Here is an 18,941-nt window from a genome sequence, read left to right as displayed (position 1 = left end):
CCTTATCAGTCTATAACATTACGGATTTGAGTCATATGTTGTCCTCTTGCCGTATAGTTTAGACCTGTAATTTGTACACCCTTATCATCACCAATATGAATCATTTTCTGATTCCCCATATAAATTGCAACGTGTCCTGGGTTTTCATAGAAGATGAGGTCTCCTGGTTGTGCATGATTGATGTCTGGTACTTGTTTACCTTGTCCAACTTGAGCACCTGTCCACTCTCCAAGTTGTACACCTATACTTGTTCTAAAGACATACTGCGTAAATCCTGAGCAATCTGAAGTGCCACCTGGTGGATTACGATCCCCTAATACATATCTAACTTTTCCTTGCCCAAGCCATTTTTTCGCTTCTGCTAGTACCTTTTGTCTTTTGTCATTCGTCATAACAGGAGAACCGCCTGATGATAATCCCGGATCATCATTTTTCTTAAAGAATTTCATTGGATCTGTTGGTTGGTCGTTAATACGAATCTGGAAGTCTAAATGGACAGCGTATCCATTCATATTAAGTAAACCAGTATCTTTATTATAGTTAGAACCGCCCATCTCCCCAATGATTTGTCCTTTTGTTACCATGGTTCCTGGTGCAACTGATATTTTACTCAAGTGTAAGTAGCGAGATACAATGCCATTTCCATGGTCTACATAAACACCTAAACCACCACCATTTACATTTCCTGTTTGGTTCGTTACAATACCAACTTCCATCGACCACACAGGGTCTCCAGCTTTTCCGGCGGTCATGGCCCCAATATCTACAGCGTTATGTTGTTTTCCACCACGAACCGCATCAAACGTATCTGTAATACGCCCTGATTTCGTTGGCCATTTCCAACCTTTATCAGACACCCATTCTCCATCTCCAGACGCTACGCAACCTAAATCTTTGTAAAATTTCAAAACTTTGGTAACGTACGTATAATCCCCATAACACGCTCCAACTTTGGTTCGGAAGTTATTAGGGTCAGAACAACCACCCGGATTTAAATGTGCCTTACTTCTTGAGAATTCAATGGCTGTTTCCTCTGAATAACCACCTTTTGCTAATGCATAGCTAATAAAACCACTCCCAAAATTATATGACTGTAAGGCGAGAGCGACGTCACCATTCGCTTGTCCTAGCACATCTTTAAATTCCTGTACTCCTGCTTCAATAGAAATATTCGGATCTGTAATACACCCCATTCGAGCATTTCCTTTTACACCTATACAAGATGGACTCAAGTCTCCATAATGTCCCTCTGATGCTTGCATCGGGTCATTTCCTGCTCCAGCTGATTCCTGCATCATTTGAGCTGCCAGAATACCAACATATTGAGCAACACCATGTTTTTCTGCCATCTCTTTAATTTTGGGAAGATAGCCTGTTACTTTTTCATTGATATTAACAGGCTCTCCACCAGGACTAACAGAACCTACGCACATGCCCCCGATAAATCCACCAGTTGGGGCTAGATGTCCATACATTCCCTCTAACATCCCTGCAGCTAATATCTCACGCGCACGATCTTTTTGACTCTCACTAAATTTTGCAAGTTCCATCGCTTTCTCTAGCCCATGAGAAGAGGTTGTCACCTTTTTACTACCACTAGCATTAATCTCATCTATTTTTTTCTTAAAATCTGTATCTCCTAAAATCTTTTTTACATCTGGTCCGGAGTAACTCTCAGATTTTGTTTTTTGCATCTCCTTTTTCTTTTTTTCACAAGGACCGTTTGGTCCTGCCTCACATACCTCTTTTTCCGTATATTCTTCATATTGGATATCCAAAAAATATGAAATCGCATCATGTGGATCTTTACCGGTGAGATCATTATCATACCGTGCCATGTCAAAAGCAACAATCTCTTTCCAATCCACATTTAGAGCCATTGAAACTTCCATATACTTTTTTACTTGTTCTTCTGTTTTACTTTCATCTTTTGTAAACGGTACAAATGATGCTAAAATGACACACACCACAATAATCAGCGACATAATGATAGCTGCAGGTAATCCAACCGCGGCTAATATTGACCCTACAATTTTAAGCGTTGCCTTTTTTAGCAGTTTGGCAGCAGCTTTCGCTGCCGCCCTTCCTGCTTTTCCTGCCAATTTTGCCATTTTCCCGCCAGCTTGCATCCCTTTTTTCTTGATAAAGTGAGACGCTACATCTTTTAAGGGATTGCTTTTTTTCTGTTCATTTGGATCGTTTGGATTCTGACTCATAGACTTGTCACACCATACTTTCCATGCTCATCATTTCGTCTTTTTCGCTGTGCTAAACGCGGGTTTGGTGCAAATGGAATCAGATTTTGCGGGTCATGTTCTGATAAATTCAGTTGTGTCTCTGCACGTACTACTTCGTCCTGTGTATGTGTAACCAAAATTTCTTCTTTTGGTTTAATACTGCTATCTTTTACTTCACAGATTCTTTCAATTCTTTGGTTTGTTTGTAAACGTGTATCTCCTTTTCCGAATGGTGAGATACGTGAAACTGTACCTTCTGTTGTGGTAGCTACCATATAACTACGGTCTCTTTCTACGACCATTTGTACATTCTTATATCCACCCTGGTCTAAATCGGACATGTAGAAATTCCCATTGTCTATTTTATGATTCACAGTGATTGGCGGTTCGCTCATTACTGGTTTTTGTTGTATTGGTCTTGGATTTTGATTTCCTACCAATTGATTTGGATTTGCATTAATCGAGCGATTTATACTAATTTTCCCACCACTTGAATCTTGTATATATGCTGGGGATGCTTTCATACCATTTCGGTACTGTGTCAACTGCCCGTCTGCAATATTTAAATCTTGATATACCATTTGTCCGGAACGAATGCTACTATCTCCACTACCATAACGAGATACAACTTGTGTCATCCCACTGGAATCTTTTGCTTCAATCCATGACTTGTTATTCGTCGTAACTAAACGTACAGCCCCTTTGGCAACAGATTGTGTTCCTGTATGGTCTGTTGTTGTTGGTACCATTCTCTGAATCTCTTGAATTTCTTTTGCTTCAGTTTGAACTGCTTTATTGTACGGGTTATATTTACTTACCGTACGTGCAGCTGCTTGGTAAGCACCTGCGCCACCAATCACACCAGCAGCATAGCTTAATCCTTTTGTAACATTGTAATGGCGTTCTGCCGCGTTACCTCCTAATGAAGTATGAACAGCGGCTGCACTTCCACTTATCGCTTTTTGTACTGCATTCCCTCCTGCCTGCTGAACAGCACTTGACGCATTAAAGTATGCTTTTGAAACATTCTCTAGTGCATTTGTAGGCATAAAATGTTTGACACCTTCCATCACACTCATGCCAATCTTCGTACTTTGCTGTGTCATACGTCCCACAGCTGAAGTGGGGATAGACATTTTACCAGCACTTTGTGCAATACTTGCTACACCTGCAGACGCATCTGCATACGAACGTTGAATTTCAGAAACGGAAAGATTTCCTGCACGCGCCATACTTGCTTGCGTTTGTGTAGCTGCATACACAGCTTTATTAATTGCACCACCTGCAGCAACACCGTGTGATCTAACTCCTTGAATAGAACTTGTAATCCCTGAGCTTACTTGTTGGCTCACTGTCCCAAGGGTTGCATGACTCTGTAAGCCTTTCGTTAATTGCGAAGCAAAAGCATCTTTATTGATATACGACTGGGCATGTAGACTCTTACCACTCGTATCTTTTGCTTGTACTGGCATCGCTCCAGTTTGTACTGCTGCTTGCTGAGCTACTGCTTTAAATTCATTTCCTTTTTGGTTTAAATGTGTCTGCCAAGCCTGCTCTTTTTGCGGTTGAGACATGGTTGGGGACAAGTTTTTCATAAAGGTTGCTTGTTGTTCTGCCGCATATCCCTGTTTAAAGGATTCCGTAGAAGCTTGGACCAGGTTCCCAACATTACTTACTTGTTTGGCATTCTGGCTTCCATATCCACTTGTCAAACCATGTGTTTTCACGCCATTGACTGCCTTTTGAATGCCTGCAGTACTGGATACACCCATTGCATTTAAGTTTGGATTATTTTGTAACTGTTGTGATAAATGAGAAGCGAAAGCTTTCTTATTCGCATAGCTTGTTCCATCTTTTTGCTGAACAATATCTGCTTGCTCCGCAGCTTTTTGGGCATGATTTTCGAAACCTTGTACTTTGTGGCCTACATGCTTGTTCCATGCCGCTTCTTTTTCTTGTTGTGGTAAATCCGCAGGCAATTGCTTCATAAATCCAGCCTTATGATCTGCAGTATATGCTTTCTTAAACGCAGCGGTTGAAGCTCCTACAAGAGCACCAACCTGTCCCATGTTTTGATGGCCACTCTCTAACGTTTCTCCTTTTACATCCTCCACTGCTTTTCCGACTTTTCCTAATGCAAGTTGAGAAGCAAAAGCATCTTTATTCACATAGGACTTATCAAACAAGTTATTTCCTTGCTTATCTTTTGCATCAACTGGCATTGCTCCAGCTTTTGTTGCCGCCTGTTCTGCATGATTTCTAAATCCTTGTACTTTTGAGTCTAAATGGTCACTCCATTTTTGCTCTTTCTCTTCAGCTGGCATACCTTCTGGCAGTTGACTCATAAACGTATCTTTATGGTCTGCCTCATATCCTTTTTGGAATGCATTTGTTGCTGCATTTACTAAATCTTTAGCGTTTCCATATGGTGTAGCGTTTTTCTTCATATTCTGAAAATCTTGTTTACGCTGATTTTTAAAGTGAGACATTTGATCACTATTGCTTTTCGCTACTTTCTTAGCAATTTCTGCATCGGATGCACCAGGAAATGCTTGTTTTAATCGACTCGTAACTGCTGAATCAGGATTATCCGCTTTCCAAGATTCAAAATCTTTTGTAGCTAAATCCTGTGCAATATCTTCATCGGTTAATTCTGGATAGGATTCTCCATTTAAATTTGAATACGTGTCCGCACCCTTCTTCACACTTGAACCAATATGTTTCCCTAACGCTACAGCTCCTTCGCCGACTGTAGCAGCAGTTCTACCAGCCACTGCACCAGTAATTCCACCCACTATACTACCAACCATTGTCCCTATTGCCATTCCTTCTGGTCCAAGCCCAGCTCCTGCGGCCATACCCGCAAGTCCCGTTGCCGCTTTACCAATTGAACTTCCAATTTGCCCTGCTTTTAACATACGAGCTGCACGAGATGTTGTACCAATATCTGTTCCTAAATTCGCTCCTAATGCATTTTTGGGATTATCAGCATCTTCTTTTGTCTCTTCTTTATTCCCTTTATCATTAGGTTTCGCTTTCGAATTACGGTAGTCATCACGAACACCTTTAACCAGCCCAGCCACACTTGCTAAGGCCCCCATACCCATCATCGTACCCGCTTTATGAATACCACCTGATGCATTGGTGCTAAGACCAATAAAACTTTTCACAATCTCACCTATTGGGATAAACATAGCAAGTAACATTAATTTGAGTAACGGACTATTTGCTGCTCCAATTAAAGAAATAATGAGCCATAAGGTAATCGCATGAATCGCTTGTATGAACACTGCCCCCATAAATTCACGTATCCAATATAATGTCTGTTGTTTCTTTTGTGGGAATAGCCACATACCTACCATTAAAGGACCCATTAACATTAAGACATATAGTGACACCGCACGCATTAAATAGTAAAAGTTTGCCCAGACGATGAGACCAGCTTCTATAAACAAACCAAATATAATAAACATATAGTCATTTTCATGACCTTTCAGACTCAGCTCAGTAATTGTAAGTCCAGCCCCACCAAATCCAGGCTGTAGAAATTTAGTACCCTTATCCGGGTCAAAATTCCCTCCACTTACTCCATTGATAGCGTCTCTGAACTCTACTATTACCCACGAATTGATATCAAATATAAGAGTATAGAAGTAATCCAAATGCCAAAGACAAATCGAGATAATCATTAAATCTTTCGCATACTCTATTAATGCCGTTCGATTATTCGGATTAATAGCTGTCGCTGAATATTTTGCTGCCGTAATCACTACACTGATGAGGACACAAAAAGCAACAAACTTAAACATGACAGGCATACCTGTGTCTAATACTTTGGTTAGAGAATCTCCCGAAAATAAGAAATCTAAATTTGTCCCTTTTCCTTCTGTCCCATTTCCCCCAAACACTAAGACTGGAAGAGGGTCCAAAGTCGCATAAACCGGACCAAGAAAAGCCTTCACTAAAACAATAATTAGGCCTCCGACCCACTCTACTATTTTCTCTAGCATAATTTCACCTTCCTTTTCAAAGGTACGCTATTACCCTGCGTACCCTTGTACTTTCTTCATGTTATTTAAAAGCTCTTGTAGTACTGCTTCATTCGATTCAATGAACATCATTTCTTTGTCTGATGGATCTGTTTGAATCCAAACCGAACTATCCCCTACACGGAAAATTCCTTCTCCTTTTCCTGGGTTGTTGAGAATAATATCAAGCTCCCCAGCAGTTAAGTTAAAGTTTTCTTGGATCTTTTTCTTATCGATCTTATTTTGTTCTAAGAAAAAATAAGAGAAAGTGGATTGCAAGATACCACGTGCTTTTACATTTTCTAAAATACGAACAAAGTCCTGACTTGCCCAACACATACCTGCATTTCTCTTACGAGAGCGGCGTGCTACTTTTTCTAAGAAGTTAACTGTTTGTTCATAGTCGATAAACTGCCACATTTCATCCACATATAACACTTTTCGTTTGATAGCGTGTTCTGGGCTCTTAATCCAATGCTCCCAGATATAGTTCAGGATAACGTGGAAGGCGATTGGTTTTAAGAATCCTTCTTCTAAATGACTAATATTAAAGTTAACAACACGTGATTCATTTAACTGTGTTTCCACACCACGGCCAAAATGACTTTGTCCATCAAATAATGGTTTTGAACCATCACGTAAGAACGGACGAATCGCGGCAATTAACTCTTCTGCTTTCACATCGTCCCCATGATGTTCTACTATTACATCGTAGATTTCTTTTAACTCTGGCTCAGGCTTTCTCACTTGAGACTGAATTAATTGTCCATCCATTTTTTTCACTTCATCTGTATATAAAGATGAAGGGTGGGAAGTAATGCCATGTTTATCAAACACTTCGCGAATCGCATCTTCCAGCATCGTACGTTGGAATACATTTAATCCTGGTTGATCAAAATCTTGTCCGCGAATAATAATGTCAAAGAATCCTAGTATTTCATTAATTTTCTCTAAAATTGGTACGAATCTTACATACTTCACGCCATCACGTTCTATGAGTTCTTTCTTATCATATTGTTCAAGTGCTTCTAATTCTTCATCTTTATCTGTAATCTGAAGTTCTGTTACCGCGATTGCACAAGGGTTAATAATGATATTACTTTCTGGTGAAATATTTAAGTTAATACCGCCTAGACGTTTTGTAATCTTTACGAATTCTCCCTCTGGGTCGATAATCATTGCATGTGTATCTGCAAGTGACGTTTCACGAGCTAATTTCATTTTTAAAAGTAAACTTTTTCCCGAACCCGAAATCCCGGTCACACCAATGTTATAATTTGGTGGGCGATAATCTGCATTCCCGAACGAATTTAAAAATTCTATTTGCCCAGTAATTTTGTTCTTTCCTATTGGTATACCACCATTAAATCTTCCGGATCCTGACACAAACGGTGCAAATGTACATAAGGCTCGTCTATCGATATTTCGATATGTATCTTGCAAAGTGTTTGGTGCACCTAGTGGCATAACCGCTTTCAAACCACTTTTCACACGATTCCAAGTACTTGCTATCTTAAAGTGTGATGCTTGCATTTCATCCTCAAGATACTCACATAAAACGTCTAATTCTTTCTTTGATTCTGCATACGCAACAGCCATCGTACTCACCATATAGGAGTCATTCTCATTAAACTGAATTTCATCCATTAAATTGTTTGTATCTTGAATTTTTGCATCTAAGTCTTTTTCTTGGTCAATGTTTCCTCTTGTGCGTTGGAAAGAAAGGTTTGAACGTAACATCGTTAGCTGCATATCTAACGATCGCATCGCTTTCGCTTTTGGCTCTTTATGAATATCAATCATGACATCGACTTCCCCAGCTGAAGTTAACATGTTCAACCAATTGGTTTGCATCATACGAGGGTATCCATCACGTGGAATATAAAACGGACGGAAGAAGGTATTACTTCCTAAAGACTGCTTAATCACCCCATAGTCTTCTGCATCAATTTTCATGCCTTCTGGGGCAATGACATCAAACACGGTTGTTTGATTATCTAATTGAGTGGGTACCTCTTCTTGCTCCTGCTCTTCCTCCTCTAGTTCCAATTCATCCTTCTCTTCTGCTTCTAATTTCTTTTTTTCTTTTTTCTTCTTTCCAAACAACTTCATATTCACGCCACCCCATTATTTGATTTTTCAGCTTTTTCTTCTGCTAGAACTTTCTTTATTAACTCTAGTTTTCTCTCATTTGTTTCACCTGTTGAATACAGAGAGAAGTTTTCATTTTCAATTAAATCTTGGAAACGCGCTTTCACAGCTTTACGGCGATTAAACGATACGTATAAGAGTTCTATCAATTTATCTTTCGTTAACATTTCTACATTAATTTTTGCTTTTGATAATAAATTTCGCGAAGCATTATAACGACGATATAATTCGTTAAACGCTTTATCTACAATCTTTTCTTCCAATTCTTCCTCTGTATCAGCTGTAATCGTACTAATATCCACCTTGTATGGGTAAATTAAATAACGTTTTTGCTCATATCGGGGCTGTGAACATTGCCAGTACTCTAAGTTATCGATAACTTCTTGACCATATAGTATTGTCTCTGGTGTAAGGTCCTTCGCACCTTTCATCGTTTCTGTCATTTTTCGTACAGGATCTGTTAAATCTACAAATTTACTTTGGATATATACTTTTGTATTAAACTCTAATGTTGTTAACCATGATTCAATTTTGATATCAATTGCTTCTTGTTCCATGTTGGAAAGTAAGTAATAGTTTACTGGATGTGCTTCCGCGATTAGGACAAATGTGTCATCATGATATCGAATCATATGATTGTCAATTTCCTTAATGTCCTCTACAAAATTGCTAAAGAAGTCTACATTGTCCTCATCAATTGTCGATTCGGCAGGCGCATTCTTTTTGTTTTTCTTTCCACCTTTATCAGCAGTATGCTGCTCTACTCCCCCCTGTTTCTTTCCCTTTTTCTTAAATCCAAACAGCGGCTTCCCGTTCATTTTTCGATAAAAGAAAAATCCCACAATGGCTATCGCCGCAAAATATATCATCTCTAACATCTATAGATTCTCCTTTACCCATGTAATTGGCTCGTACCCTTTTCTCCACTTCCCTTTTTCGGAACGGCTACGCATTTTAATAAGTAAATACTTATCTAGATACATGTGTTGTTTTTCTTTATAAATAAACGCAAATGCTATCACACCTACTACCGTCGGTAGTGCTAAAATTAAGCAAATAAAAAATGCTACCACCACATCAATAGGTGCAAATAGCCGCCATAAGAACGGTACATATAAATATAGGGACGCCCCGCCACCTAATAGATAAATTAATTGACGTTTACTCAGCACACCTAACAGTGTTTTTTGTTCCGAAGTCATATCAACAGGAACAGTTACTTTTCTCATTCTGTTTTCTCCTTTGTATAAGAGAAGCTCTCCCCAAATAGAGGAGAGCTTGTATAAACTCTTATGTTAGATTGTTGTAACCCAAGAAGCGATGTCGTACGCTTTGATCATGATAAAGCCTCCAATTGCCGCACAAGCCAAACCAAGCATAGCTTGTGTACGATTTTCTGGGTTTTTCCCTTGTGCACCTGATAGTTTAATACTTGCGAATACAACACAAGCAACTACCCAAATACCACCAAAACCAATTAATGTTTTTACAAGGGTATTCATACTATTTTGAACGGTTTGCGCACTCGTACCACTACTTTTTCCAAGACCACTCGTAAAACTACTTTTTGCCAGTAAGAAATCTCCTACTGATGTTGTCATAAGTTTTGCAGACAACCAATTCAACATAATTCCTGCACCTCCGGGTGTTTTTGCTCGCAAAACGCAAAAAGACCCCAATATACGCACACGTCCCCTAAGGACATGGCGCATATTGAGGTCTTCTCTTATATGCGAACTGATTAATTTTTTATTTTATCGTTAAATCCTATTACATTTATATTATAGCAATACGATTTTTAAAACACAAGACTTTCTTTACATATTTAACAAAAATAAAAGCAAGATAGACATTTCTTCTGCCATCTTGCTTTTATTTTTGCTTATTTTCTTTGTTTGGATCGTATAAGATCATTTGAATTTGGAAAATGTCACTGTCCGTAATACCTAAAACATTCTTTTCTTCTTTAAATGAACGCCATGTTTCTATTTTTATGGATTTTGTAGTTTTGTCTCTAAGTGTATACACATTTACATAATAAGCTTCTTTTTTCTTTTGCATAATACGTTACCTCTATAGTCTTTATAATGTAATAATACAACACTTAAATATGTAAAAATTACACAATTAAGTGTTGTATTTTAAAGGGAATACTATAATTAGTATATATATATCATATCTTCTTTATCATTGTAATTAAATTGAATATAGCTCAATATATTATTGTATACTTAATTTAAGAGATTTATTATGAATTGAAGGTAAAAAACCAATACAATTATGTTTTTAGTGAATGGAGGTAATTTTTTGAAAAGAGAAAATTTGAAGATATTTACTAAAATTTCATTCTTAATAGCATTAGCTACAATTTCAATTATACCAATATCCTTATGCATTTCAGCACTAACTTCCAATGCGAATGTAGAATCAATATTAAAAGTCTTTATATCAGTTACATTTTTTGCTTCATTATTTGCAGTTCCTTTAAGCTTCATTTCAATGTTCAGCAAAGAAAAATTAGTCATAAGAATTTTCGCTTTATTTGTAAATTCATTGCCAATTGGGCTTTTCACTTATGCTTTCATTCTAGAATTTATAGACGAATTCTTCCAAACTGCACCTTAAAAGAATAAAAAAAGAGTATTAACTATTACATATTAGGAGAATGAAATAGAAAAGCTTTACCTGGAATATCAAAAGTTATTGGCTTATCTATTAGATTCAAGATGTATTAACAGCATGGATATTAAATTACTCTAAATCCTATTATGCTATATAAATAAAATATGGTATGAAACGACAATTTCATACCATATTAAAAAACTTATATATAATAATAACTACCTTCCTAATCTACTAAGCACGTTATATTTTTCAAAGCCTTTATAAATCTCGGAATTTCTTAATCCGTATTCATAAGCCTCATCTCCCGTTCCGTTATAACGTGACAATGTTTCTTGTATTTCTTTAACATTATATTCAAGCATATTAACACTAAATCCAAGGAGATGAATAGCACCCCATTTTAAGACCCAAGCCGCAGTCTCGATATTATAATCTGGACTTGTATGTAATGCTTCCCAAATAACCCTTAAATGAGTAGGATTACTAGGATCAAGAATTTCTTCTTCTAAATATCCATTGTATACGGCCCACCCTCTTGCTTTAATTGCCGTGGCTGCGAATATTTGAAAAGGACCTGTACTAGAGTCCTTTTCAAGATGCAGTAAAACTAGATAACGGAAATTATTCTTTAAAAAATAGCCAATTTAATGAAAAAAGAAAATGGGAAGAAAAAGAAGTGCAAAAAGTTATACATGAAATGTCTCACCAAAAGATTGGCGCTGAAGAAAAATTTGGATTTCTTTTAATTACACAAGAACGTATAAAAAGTCTACACAATATAGTAAACAATCATAAATTCATTTCAGAAGTTGCATATAAGGAAATTTTAAGAAGTTGGGAAAAAGGAGACTATAGTGATGCCGTTTCACAACATAATAAAGTTTGGAGCTTACAATATGGACAGATTGGTGAGGCACTTACAATTTTGTCATCGGAAGAAGAAGTAGCTTATATTAATAGTACATTAACAAGGAATCTTACTTATTCAGGAAATTCTATTGTAGGGTGGAGTAAAAAACAGAATCCGGAGATAAATTAATGCTTCCATTAATAATAGCTAAAATACAATAGTTGTTTATTAACAAAAAACATAAAAAAACAGGTAATTGTTTGTAATCACAATTACCTGTTTTATATCATTTATATTTACTCTTTATTTTTTAGAATTTCATTAACCTCTTCCACACTTAATTCAGTGGCTTCCGCTACTTTCTCAATAGGTACACCGACATTAATTAAATTGTGAATCATCTCTATCTTAGTTGCTATTCTAGCTTCTTTTGCTGCTTTTTCCGCGGCTTTTTCTTCTGCCGTCTCTATTTCTGATATTCTATCTTTGATTGCCTTCTCTCTCGCCTCATATAAGCGTAAAAAGTCCTTATCACTACTTAAACGCTCCCAATCCTCTATTGCCTTTTTCAAAACTGGATCTTTTTCCATCGCGATTCCCTCCAGGATTGTAGTTAATTTCTCATCTTCATATGCAGGAAATAATAATAGCCAACGTGCTAATATATCCTCCCATGGATCCATTCGTTCTTCTTGCCATTCTCGAATTACTTTTGGAATCTCTAGAAAGTGCAATTGCATATTCTCAGAAATTATGTGCTCTGATTTTTTGTTCATGACTACACCGACATTATGAAAGTCTTCTTCTTCTGGAAACAGAATGAAGTCCACTATATTAATACAAATAGTTGGTCTTAATTCTGTATACTTCATCCCCTGAGTCATTTGGGAATAATACATGCCAGCCCAGTAGAACAAAGATCGCTCGATCATGTCTTTTTTGTCGCGAACCTGTATCTCTATATTTAATTTTATACCACTATTAAGGGTAGCTCGCAAATCTAAAATAGATAATTTATCATCCTTTTGCTCCCTTGGAAGATGCGGATCATCTAAATGCAAAGAAATAATTTCCTCATCTAAAGAGGATTGTAATACTGCATTAAGAAAACCAATAAGTATAACCTCGTTTCCCTCTACTCCAAACAAGCGCTTGAAAGCAAAATCAACTCGTAAATTTACTAGATTTTTTTTCATAGATGTATTCATATTCTCTTCTACCTTTCTTTTAGTTAATTTAAACTCTCTATAGTAATTGGGTATAAGAAAAAGATAGAATTACAAACTCTATCTTTTTCAACCTACCTATTTATGAAAATATCAACCTAATTTTTGACTTTTATAGTCTCTGAAATACAGGTTTAAATCCCGCTTGCATCGTATCATCCAGACCCTTACCTTGCGTTGGATTCCAGGCAGCTATGATAACGTTATAGCCCTCTTGCTTTAACTTTGTCGCAAAGTCTATAAGAGCTTTTCTTACTTTTTTATTCTCTACTAAATCGGCATCAAACGCTAGATAGACATTTTCTACTCCCATATCCTTTAATACAGGTATAGCAATTCGCCAAGCATTTACACCAGGAATCGCAAGAACCGTTGTCCCTACTTCAGAAAGTTCCGCTTTATTAAATCTCTCTGGCAGCAAATCAGCAATCAGATCTGCTTTCATAGGTCCCTCTGTGATCATTACTGATTTCGTTTGATGTAAAGTACCAGAATTCCAATGCTTCAAGTGAGAGCTTGGTACCGCTACGTGTACAGGAAGTGGATTTTCACTACCTCCTCCTGCACCAGTTCCTTGATTTTTGTTTGCTGATGAGAGCCATAGGTATTTTTGTCCTTTATGAATCTTTACAACAATTCTTTCCTCTCGGAATGGAATTTCTACTTTTTTGCTCACTTCTAGTTCGCCTTCAAAGATACAATCACCATTCTTAGTTATCTTTACAACATTAGGTTGTTCAATTAATTCTGCTTGAACTCCAGTGGGGGCAGATTTCACATGAACTGAGTTTTTCACTTCATCCACACGAACCTGCCATCCAACAATTTGATTATACTGGTTTCGAAAAGGGATCAATATACCAGAAGAGCCTGACATCAAACGAAGAGAAAGTTGACCTTTCTTCATCTCATAAAATCCCGGAATACCCTGCCAGCAATTTTTTCTCCCAATTTGTTCAAATAGTTTCTCCCAAACTGTCGAGTACGTATTATCCTCTACTAACACAATTTGTTGTTTTAAGAACGAACGATATTGACGTACTTGTATTTGTTCCTCGTTCATTTTCCTATCTCTTAATAAATGTGCATGATGATGCTCTTGTAAGGGTATAAAATCCATTAACTTACGATTAAACACATCTAATTCCTCATTACTTTTCTTATCATGAATCTGAACTTCATCCGCCTCAGGCAATTGATACTTATCTTTTCCATTTATGTAGTGAATGTAGCTTGGGTTACCCGTGTTTTTTCCGTAAATCCATTTACTTTCTACACGTGTACATGCTACCTTCTCTTGCGAAACATGCAGCATGCAATTACCTGTATCATGACAAATCGGACACGTAACACGGTAAAATTCCCACCAGCTCCCTCTTGGATAAGCACTCGTTAAACGAAATTGACCTTTTTGAATGTTATAATTCATTATTCCCCACTCCTTGTATACTGTTTATTATATATGGAACAGCTATTTCCATTAAACTCTTTATACTTCTATTTAGATGTTTTCTTTGTTCTCCTAACGGATATACGAAAGAATATGTATCACAAACTAAATAATCGTTTCTATGTTTTTGATTTAGTAAAGCTGATTCTACATACGCTTCAAATGCTCTAGCAAACATTTCATGATTCGTAGACCAATACTTTTTGGTTCTCTTCTTATCTAACTTAATGGCTGTATCAAAGTATACAGACCCTTTCGCTTGATAAGATATTTCATTAAGTTTTTCGCCTGTTTTTTTATAGTGATAAGCAGCCAACATTTGTGCGGTTTTCTCAAATTCTTTTTCAATCTTACGTTCCATACGCGTCTTAGATGCCCCTGATAAGGTATCCAGATTTCTGTACGAACTTAAGTGATATGATTCTAGAATACCTGACACATTTCCCTTACATACATCATAACTATTAATGACATTACCATAGAAATACCACTTTCTATCATAGGCAGTTTCCACATTAATTACTCTGGCCACTTTTCCTTGTTTACAGGCATCTAGCACAGCTTGCATCTTATCTTTGATAATAGCAGGCAAGATATTCCCGACACTCTTCCCACTTGATAGGAAAGCAAAGCTACCGTTTTGAAAATCATGACTACAATCATACAAGAAATGATCCAATGCATGGCCCCATTCATGACACAATGCTCCAACTCCATTATCACGAGTTAAATTAATTATTTTGGTAGAAGGTTCATAATGTGCTAATGCATTGCCGCTTCCTCTCGCACCAATCGCAAGTCCTAAGCGTCCTCCTAGTCCTATATATTCAGGTGGAATCCCCAATATACGAGCTAAATCATGTAACGCTTCAGATACATGCCCAATATGCTCTTTTGCATATTGTTCGGTGCAATAATGCCCAAATTGCATTCCTTTTAAACCAAACATAGCAACTACGTCTTCAGGTTTGGTAGCAAGTTCTAATCCTGGTCCTTTTCTTTGCAGGGTATCTGGCAGTTTCCTACTCCAAGCAGCTGCGGATTTCTTACGAGTCGTAACCTTTTTTGTAAGTAAATCATTCCATGTTAGTTCATGTGATACACGATGATACGTAGAATTAATACTTTTAGAATTTGTACAAAGTGATATGAATTTCTTTCCTAGTATTAATAACTCCATACCATCTGCATCAACAAACTCATCAAAATATTCTTCCACCATTCTTTTAAATGTGTATGTGACACTCTTATTTTTTCTAAATGCAGACCAACCGTTGCTCATTTCCATACCATAAGAAACAACAAGATCTACCCATTGTTCTAAGGTATATACTGACTGTATATCATTCCATATTCTTCTACATGCTTGAACATACAACTTCCTTGCAGTCGGTGTGTCTACAATTGGCTTCTTATTTATTCTACCTACCAGTAGTTGCTTTAACTTTGCAACATGTGGCGGGATATCATTTTCTTTTTCTTGTTCAAAAGAAAATGGAATCAATGTGTTTCGATCCAATGCATTTAGCGCCTCTACTGCAGATTCTTTTTCAATTTCCGCTAAAATTTCTAAAGAAAATGATACTAAAAATGATTCTTTTAAAGCTCGTATCTCTTTCTTTGCTCCCACTAATTTCTCACCTACATCATAACTGTATCGATTGCGAACTTGTTTATCTGTTCTCACATCTTGTACCATTACGTTTTCTCCTACCTCTAAATCAAACATTTCAAATAAATTCATACTCTAATCCTCCTCAATAAAATAAAAAGACAGAAATTCATAGTAATTTTTCACTACGGATTTCTGTCATTCCCTCTGTCTGCATACTTCCATATGGTTTTGTAAATCATTCATTACGATACACTTACACCTGTTAAAGAGAATAAATCCTCTTTTGTTGGATTAAGTGATTGTAACCAGCTATCTACCTTTAGAAAGTTTACTTTTTTTAATTGTTCGCCTTTCTCCGCACGCTTAACCACTTCTAAACATCCATGATGATGAACAAGCATTGTAAGATCATCTTTCTTAAAAATACAATCTACATCTGAAGACTTTACATGATGGCTATGCAGAATCGGTTTCCATTGCTTGAGCAAATATCCCTCTACCTCTAAAAATCCACGGATGGCTGTAAAACGAAAACTCGTCCCACTAAAGCACTTTTCCAATAAAAAAAGGAAATCTCGTATACATCCATTAAAATAGACATGATACAAATAGATTTCCCCTGCTTGTTTTGCCTCTTGTTGCGACAAATTTGATGGTTTAATAGAAAACTGATAACAATCTCGTTCCCAAAACGCTCCTTCTTTTGTAACTCTCATTCGTAATGCACGCAAACTCGGTATAAAGTCATTTGGATGTGCAGAACAAAATATGGATACTTCATAACTCATTTTCACAATAAAATCCCCCATAAATAATAATTTTTGCCCGATATGATAATGGCTCATATAAATTCAACAGACTTGAAAACAACACAAAAAGGGCTTCTTCAAGTCGATTAATAATGTGCATAGCAAAATAAGCTATATATACACTAATCGGCTCAAAGAAGCCCTTTCACAATTGAAACAAGACGCAACTTGCTTCTACAACTCAACCACAACACATAAGGTGTGGGAATAAACGGAATCAATTAAACAATAACTATAATTTTATATTAATGAATTCATACCAGAATTTCAACAATTTTATGTTTCATCAAGATATTCCGCTCATTTCTTTTGCATTTTTTTCAAATGCTGTGTAATAAAAGTATCCTACACGAGATATTGAGTCGTATCTCATTCGTCATTTTAAAAAAGAGGGACAATAAAATGACCCTCTTTTTTGTTTCTTTCTCATAAAAATTTATTTATTTTTTTGGTTTTGAAATCACTAAATATAAAACTGTATATAGTATCGTTCCCACTATTACTATTAATAGGGAAATAAAAACATCTGAAATCAGGTTGAACCACTCTTTATTTTGAACATATTTGATAATATCTTTGTAAAATATTAGGTTCATAAAGAAAAACATTGGTATACCCCAAAATAAAAAATTTATTTTATATTCTTTTTTAAAGTTTGATAGATTCACTTTTAAACCTCCTTTCAATTTAAATATTATTATATTAAATTAAAACACTGTTTAATAGTTTATTTACCATAACAAGAAAAAGAGACCTAAGTCTCTTACATTATTTTAATGCTAACCATTCATAACTAGACCAATCTTTCGGCTGTTTGTCATACTTGATACGACCAGTTGTACAAAAGGAGGCAATAACCCATTGAATAAGGTTCATCTTTGCATAAGGATCAATACAATCTTCTAACTTTTTCAGCTGATAGCCTGTACTGTTTTTCTGCCAAATCACATACAAGCGAAAATGTGTAGTAGTAACTAGCCTAGCTTTTGTTGTAACTTGCCATTTTGCAATTTTCGTTAAATCCTCTTTGACTTTTCTCTCATACTCTTGTTTTATGACTTTATAGCTCTTATCTTTATTAATTAATCCATTAGAAAATGCAAAAGGCATTTGATGCACCTCATAGACAGTTCCTTCTTCATCTCCTAATATGTTTGATTCTACTAGAAATATATTTTTTAGTTTTAACTGTTCCGTTAATTCTTTTCCGCTCCAATAAAACGGCTTTTTTATCTTCTGAAGCAGGACAACCTGTACAATTAATCCTATAAGTAACGGATACGCTATTATAAAGACCATATTAATAAACATGTTTACAAGAAGTACTCCTACTAGTGCGAATATCGTGAAATAAATATACGTTTCTCTTTGATGAATGATTCTACTATTCAAGCCCAGATACCTCCGTTTTGATATATAGTGAAAGCAACATACACAATAGCTCCTAATAAAATAGAACAAGCCCCTGGAAAGCTCTGAATGAGCTGTATTTCTTTCTTTGGTAGTTTCGCACCAAATATAGAGGCAGCATGCTCTAATTGGTCTTTAATAGCTCCCACAAACCCTAAAATCTTAATTAACCGATACACACTAGCAATCCAAAAGAATAGTAAATGGAAAGCTGTTAATGTAATAGCGGTAAGCATAGCCGATTCTTCTACTACATTGCTAACATATAAAGCTACCACCACAAGCATTTTCGTATCACCGGGTGAAGAAAATTTAAACGTCTCTAACAATAAACCACATACTAAGGCCATGACTAGTACAATCGCAATCTCTTTTCCTGTTCGTATCCCATCAAAATAAGTGATTCCTATACCCACAAGTAAGAATAGTAGATGCCACATATTTTTTGTTTTTCTATACTTCAAATCAGTAATTACATTCAGAATCATATACCCTATCAGTATTCCCATTACATATATGCTCATATTTTCTCTCTCCTTA

General features: G+C 36.3%; 17 protein-coding genes. 1 reads left to right on the top strand and 16 read right to left on the bottom strand.

The genetic code is table 11. The annotated features are described in order from the left end of the window. Positions 1–5: 5 nt before the first annotated feature. From MKX66_RS29640 to MKX66_RS29600, 9 genes are all read right to left on the bottom strand, one after another. Complete coding sequence (locus MKX66_RS29640) at positions 6–2,216, bottom strand: lysozyme family protein (RefSeq protein WP_341088064.1); 2,211 nt, start codon at positions 2,214–2,216, stop codon at positions 6–8. After that, on the bottom strand, positions 2,213–6,247 hold the full coding sequence (locus MKX66_RS29635) for a hypothetical protein (RefSeq protein WP_341088063.1): 4,035 nt from the start codon (positions 6,245–6,247) through the stop codon (positions 2,213–2,215). Before MKX66_RS29635 ends, MKX66_RS29640 begins: the two co-directional genes overlap by 4 nt. Positions 6,248–6,277: 30 nt before the next feature. Beyond that, positions 6,278–8,377 carry a VirB4 family type IV secretion system protein gene (locus MKX66_RS29630; RefSeq protein WP_147740120.1) on the bottom strand — a complete coding sequence of 700 codons (2,100 nt, stop codon included), beginning with the start codon at positions 8,375–8,377 and terminating at the stop codon, positions 6,278–6,280. A gap of 2 nt (positions 8,378–8,379) precedes the next feature. Next, positions 8,380–9,294, bottom strand: coding sequence for a hypothetical protein (locus tag MKX66_RS29625; RefSeq protein WP_326996351.1), 915 nt, complete (start codon positions 9,292–9,294; stop codon positions 8,380–8,382). Next, complete coding sequence (locus tag MKX66_RS29620; RefSeq protein WP_305927892.1) at positions 9,295–9,645, bottom strand: PrgI family protein; 351 nt, start codon at positions 9,643–9,645, stop codon at positions 9,295–9,297. Between the two features lie 66 nt (positions 9,646–9,711). Next, positions 9,712–10,128 carry a hypothetical protein gene (locus MKX66_RS29615; RefSeq protein ID WP_326996350.1) on the bottom strand — a complete coding sequence of 139 codons (417 nt, stop codon included), beginning with the start codon at positions 10,126–10,128 and terminating at the stop codon, positions 9,712–9,714. 160 nt (positions 10,129–10,288) lie between these two features. Continuing rightward, entirely contained in the window at positions 10,289–10,477 is a 189-nt protein-coding gene (locus tag MKX66_RS29610; RefSeq protein WP_326996349.1) for a hypothetical protein, read from the bottom strand. 170 nt (positions 10,478–10,647) lie between these two features. After that, entirely contained in the window at positions 10,648–10,989 is a 342-nt protein-coding gene (locus MKX66_RS29605) for a hypothetical protein (RefSeq protein ID WP_046956582.1), read from the bottom strand. A 267-nt stretch (positions 10,990–11,256) separates the two neighbouring features. Then, entirely contained in the window at positions 11,257–11,403 is a 147-nt protein-coding gene (locus tag MKX66_RS29600) for a hypothetical protein (protein ID WP_341088045.1), read from the bottom strand. 314 nt (positions 11,404–11,717) lie between these two features. Here MKX66_RS29600 and MKX66_RS29595 point away from each other — a divergent pair, with 314 nt between their 5' ends. Continuing rightward, complete coding sequence (locus MKX66_RS29595; RefSeq protein WP_326996348.1) at positions 11,718–12,080, top strand: DUF6241 domain-containing protein; 363 nt, start codon at positions 11,718–11,720, stop codon at positions 12,078–12,080. A 107-nt stretch (positions 12,081–12,187) separates the two neighbouring features. Here the strand turns inward: MKX66_RS29595 and MKX66_RS29590 are convergent, their stop codons facing one another. The 7 genes from MKX66_RS29590 to MKX66_RS29560 form a co-directional block, all read right to left on the bottom strand. Continuing rightward, positions 12,188–13,099 (bottom strand): Rpn family recombination-promoting nuclease/putative transposase, encoded by a 912-nt coding sequence (locus tag MKX66_RS29590; RefSeq protein ID WP_201063543.1) that lies wholly within the window; start codon positions 13,097–13,099, stop codon positions 12,188–12,190. A gap of 130 nt (positions 13,100–13,229) precedes the next feature. Then, positions 13,230–14,546: a DUF3854 domain-containing protein gene (locus MKX66_RS29585; RefSeq protein WP_326996347.1), complete on the bottom strand. Its 1,317-nt coding sequence runs from the start codon at positions 14,544–14,546 to the stop codon at positions 13,230–13,232. Further along, positions 14,536–16,311, bottom strand: a complete 1,776-nt coding sequence (locus tag MKX66_RS29580; protein ID WP_326996346.1) for an LPD1 domain-containing protein — start codon at positions 16,309–16,311, stop codon at positions 14,536–14,538. Before MKX66_RS29580 ends, MKX66_RS29585 begins: the two co-directional genes overlap by 11 nt. Before the next feature lie 113 nt (positions 16,312–16,424). Then, positions 16,425–16,976, bottom strand: coding sequence for a hypothetical protein (locus tag MKX66_RS29575; protein WP_002139706.1), 552 nt, complete (start codon positions 16,974–16,976; stop codon positions 16,425–16,427). A 455-nt stretch (positions 16,977–17,431) separates the two neighbouring features. Beyond that, positions 17,432–17,659: a hypothetical protein gene (locus MKX66_RS29570; protein ID WP_002139707.1), complete on the bottom strand. Its 228-nt coding sequence runs from the start codon at positions 17,657–17,659 to the stop codon at positions 17,432–17,434. A 100-nt stretch (positions 17,660–17,759) separates the two neighbouring features. Then, positions 17,760–18,383 carry a hypothetical protein gene (locus MKX66_RS29565; RefSeq protein WP_326996345.1) on the bottom strand — a complete coding sequence of 208 codons (624 nt, stop codon included), beginning with the start codon at positions 18,381–18,383 and terminating at the stop codon, positions 17,760–17,762. Next, the gene (locus MKX66_RS29560; protein WP_341088042.1) at positions 18,380–18,925 is read right to left on the bottom strand and encodes a hypothetical protein; all 546 of its coding nucleotides are present in this window, start codon (positions 18,923–18,925) and stop codon (positions 18,380–18,382) included. The genes MKX66_RS29565 and MKX66_RS29560 overlap by 4 nt, the downstream gene beginning before the upstream one ends. Positions 18,926–18,941 lie beyond the last annotated feature (16 nt).

The organism is Bacillus sp. FSL R9-9530 (genome assembly GCF_038008145.1).
GTDB classification, from domain to species: domain Bacteria; phylum Bacillota; class Bacilli; order Bacillales; family Bacillaceae_G; genus Bacillus_A; species Bacillus_A mycoides.
The sequence above is the reverse complement of the archived record's forward strand: the minus strand, read 5'-3'. Positions and strand labels throughout refer to the sequence as shown.

Coding starts and splice junctions, on each gene's coding strand:
- MKX66_RS29625 (WP_326996351.1), bottom strand. CDS start 9,294: ATGTTAGAGATGATATATTTTGCGGCGATAGCCATTGTGGGATTTTTC.
- MKX66_RS29560 (WP_341088042.1), bottom strand. CDS start 18,925: ATGAGCATATATGTAATGGGAATACTGATAGGGTATATGATTCTGAAT.
- MKX66_RS29580 (WP_326996346.1), bottom strand. CDS start 16,311: ATGAATTTATTTGAAATGTTTGATTTAGAGGTAGGAGAAAACGTAATG.
- MKX66_RS29585 (WP_326996347.1), bottom strand. CDS start 14,546: ATGAATTATAACATTCAAAAAGGTCAATTTCGTTTAACGAGTGCTTAT.
- MKX66_RS29610 (WP_326996349.1), bottom strand. CDS start 10,477: ATGCAAAAGAAAAAAGAAGCTTATTATGTAAATGTGTATACACTTAGA.
- MKX66_RS29590 (WP_201063543.1), bottom strand. CDS start 13,099: ATGAATACATCTATGAAAAAAAATCTAGTAAATTTACGAGTTGATTTT.
- MKX66_RS29620 (WP_305927892.1), bottom strand. CDS start 9,645: ATGAGAAAAGTAACTGTTCCTGTTGATATGACTTCGGAACAAAAAACA.
- MKX66_RS29630 (WP_147740120.1), bottom strand. CDS start 8,377: ATGAAGTTGTTTGGAAAGAAGAAAAAAGAAAAAAAGAAATTAGAAGCA.
- MKX66_RS29615 (WP_326996350.1), bottom strand. CDS start 10,128: ATGCGCCATGTCCTTAGGGGACGTGTGCGTATATTGGGGTCTTTTTGC.
- MKX66_RS29600 (WP_341088045.1), bottom strand. CDS start 11,403: ATGCTTGAATATAATGTTAAAGAAATACAAGAAACATTGTCACGTTAT.
- MKX66_RS29640 (WP_341088064.1), bottom strand. CDS start 2,216: ATGAGTCAGAATCCAAACGATCCAAATGAACAGAAAAAAAGCAATCCC.
- MKX66_RS29635 (WP_341088063.1), bottom strand. CDS start 6,247: ATGCTAGAGAAAATAGTAGAGTGGGTCGGAGGCCTAATTATTGTTTTA.